Genomic DNA, 2,659 nt, shown 5'->3' with positions numbered 1-2,659 from the left:
TCTGGCGTGCCGGCAGCATCGACCATCGCGCCGCCACGGCGAGCGCCAGCGTGCTGGATGTGCAAGCCGACAGCCTGGACAACCGCGGCGGCGGCTTGCTGTCCACCGGCACGCAGGCGGCCAGCGTGCAGGTACGCGATCTGCTGGACAACGGTACCGGTGGCAGCATCGCCAGCAATGGCGATCTGCGCCTGGGGGCCGGGACCTTCGGCAATGCCGGTGGGCAGGTGCAGCAAGCCGGTAACGGGATGTTGCGCATCGCCGCCGGCAGCCTGGCGGGCAGCGGTGGTCGGCTGCTCAGCAACGGCGGGTTGACGGTGAGCGGCGGAGCGATCGACCTGAGCGGGGGCACCACCTCGGCGCAGTGGATCGGGATCAGTGCCGATAGCCTGAGCACCGCCGGCGGCACATTGCTGGCGGCCGGCCACGACGGGGCGCAACTGACCATCGGCGGCACCCTGGACAACACGGCCGGGACGCTGTCGTCCAATGGCGATGTGACGGTGCAGGCCGGTCGCGTGCTCAATCGCGGCGGCAGCGTGGTCGCCGCCGGCGGGGCGGCGTTGCAGATCGCGGCGGCGAGCGTGCTGGACAACAGCCAGGGCGGCCGCCTGGCCGCCAGCGGCGACGTCAGCGTGCGCGCGGCGGCACTGGACAACACCCAGGGCGCGATCGAACACGCCGGCGACGGCACCTTGAGCGTGGCCGCACAGACCCTGCAAGGCGCCGGCGGCAAGCTGCTGACGCAAGGGAGTTTGCAACTGAGCGGCGGCGATCTGGAACTGGGCGCGGGCAGCACGACCCAGGCCAAACAGATCACGCTCGTCGCTGACACCTTGAACACCGCTGGCGGCCACGTGATGGCCACCGGCGACCAGGCCATGACGCTGCGCCTGAGCGGTGCGCTGGACAACGATGGCGGCAGCATCGCCGGCAATGGCGCGCTGGCGGTGCAGGCTGGCGTGCTGTCCAACCGCGGCGGCACCCTCACCGCGGCGGGCAGCGCCGAGAGCGACATCGTGGTGAGCGGGCAACTGGACAACACCCAGGGCACCGTGGCCAGCAACGGCAGTCTTCTGTCCATCGCCGCCGACCAACTGATCAACGCCCATGGCACCCTCAGCCACACCGGCAGCCAGGGGCTGAGGCTCACCGCTAACGGCGTGACCAACACGCAAGGCAGCATCGTCAGCAGCGCCGCGCTGACCTTGGCGGCCAACACGGTGGATCAACGCCAGGGCACCCTGGGCGCGGCCAGCCTCCAAGTGCAGGCCGGCACGCTGGACAACAGCGGTGGCGGGCGGATCGTGGCCAGCGGCAATGCCGCCAGCGTGCTGCACGCGCAGAGCTTGAACAATGCTGGCGGTACGGTGGCGAGCAATGGCGACCTGACCCTCCAAGCGACATCGCTGGACAACACCCAGGGCGCCATCCAGCACGCCGGCAGCGGGCAATTGCAGATTGCGGCGGACACGCTGAGCGGCAGTGGTGGCAGCATCGTCAGCAACGGCACGCTGGGCATCACCGGGCAGAACACCGACCTGAGCCATGGGACCACCTCGGCGCAGACCATCGGCATCGCCACCGGCAGGCTCAGCACCGCTGGCGGCCACCTGACCGCCAGCGGCACGCAAGCCTTGAACCTCAATGTTGGCGGCACGCTGGACAATACCGGCGGCACGATCGCCGGCAACGGCGTCCTGGCCTTGAACGCACAGCGCCTGCTCAACGCACAGGGCAGCGTGCAGGCAGCGGGCCAGGGCCTGTCGACGCTGCGTATCGCCCAGGATGTGCAGAACCAGCAAGGCAAGCTCCTGCTGGGTGGCGCGGGGCAGTTCAACGCGGCCAGTCTGGCGAACCAGGGCGGCATCGTCTCCGCCGCCGGCAACGCCTTGCAGGTGCAGGTGGATGGCGCGCTGGACAACCATGCACACGGCGTGATCTCCAGCGCCGGCCAACTGGCCCTGACGGCGGGCACGCTGGACAACAGGAGTACCGGCACGGTCGTGGCCGGCAGCGACCTGAGCGGCCAGATTGGCGGGGCGCTGGACAACGACGCAGGCATCCTCCAAGCGAGCGGTGCTGTGCAACTGCAAAGCGCCGGGTTGTCCAACCGGGCCGGCAGCGTGGTCGGCGGTACGCTGAGCGTGGACACCCAGGGGCAGGCACTGGACAACAGCGGCGGCACCCTGGGCAGCCAGAACGGCGGGCTGGCTCTGCACAGCGGTGCCCTCATCAACGCCGGTGGGCGGGTGCAGGCCAAGACCGACCTGTCCGTGCAGACCGACGGCCAGGCCATCGTCAACACCGGCTCCGGCGCCAACGGCGGCCTGCTGGCCGGGGGCGGCCTGCAAGTGGACGGCGGCAGCCTGGACAACCGTGGCGGTGTCGTCTTTGCCCAGGGCGATGCGCGGCTGGGCCTGAGCACGGTGGACAACAGCGCCGCCGGTAGCTTGAGCGCGGCTGGCAATCTGGCGCTGAACGCGGCGATGTTGAACAACGCCGGCGGTCGGGTCCAAGGCGGACAGAACCTGGCTTTGGCCCTGGGCGGTGACTTGAACAACCAAGCCGGGCTGCTCGCGGCCAACGGTCTGCTCAGCCTCACCGCCGCCACGCTGGATAACCGCAACACCTTCACTGCCAGCAACGCGCTGGGCGT

At 70.0% G+C, this 2,659-nt stretch carries 1 protein-coding gene; it reads left to right on the top strand.

Annotated elements, in window-relative coordinates:
• Positions 1 to 2,659, top strand: a 2,659-nt coding sequence (locus tag XalbCFBP2523_RS15630) for a beta strand repeat-containing protein (protein ID WP_430523491.1), incomplete at both ends; no start/stop codon positions are given.

Source organism: Xanthomonas albilineans (assembly GCF_002939705.1).
GTDB lineage: Bacteria > Pseudomonadota > Gammaproteobacteria > Xanthomonadales > Xanthomonadaceae > Xanthomonas_A > Xanthomonas_A albilineans.
This window is presented reverse-complemented; position numbering and strand designations above follow the sequence as displayed.